Here is a 272-nt window from a genome sequence, read left to right as displayed (position 1 = left end):
CAGCCAATATTACAGTGACGGTGGAAAATACCGCCCCCACGGCTACTAACGATACCGCCGCCACGGCGCCGGGAACCCCCGTTACCTTCAACATCACCGACAACGATAGCGACAGCGAAAATAATCTCGACCCGAGTACGGTGGATTTAGACCCGGATACGCCGGGACAGCAAACCAGCTTCGCGGTGGAGGGTGAAGGAACCTATAGCGTTGATACTGAAGGAAATGTCACCTTCACTCCCGAAGAGGGGTTCATAGGAGAAGCCACCCCC

The 272-nt window shown here is 55.9% G+C and carries 1 protein-coding gene; it reads left to right on the top strand.

The features are described from left to right. Positions 1-272 (top strand): Ig-like domain-containing protein (locus AC0QHF_RS26695; RefSeq protein ID WP_324707318.1); only part of this gene is annotated, 272 nt, incomplete at both ends.

This window comes from Lyngbya sp. CCY1209 (genome assembly GCF_055795065.1).
Note: the sequence above shows the minus strand (reverse complement) of the source record. Positions and strands in the feature narration are given on the sequence as shown.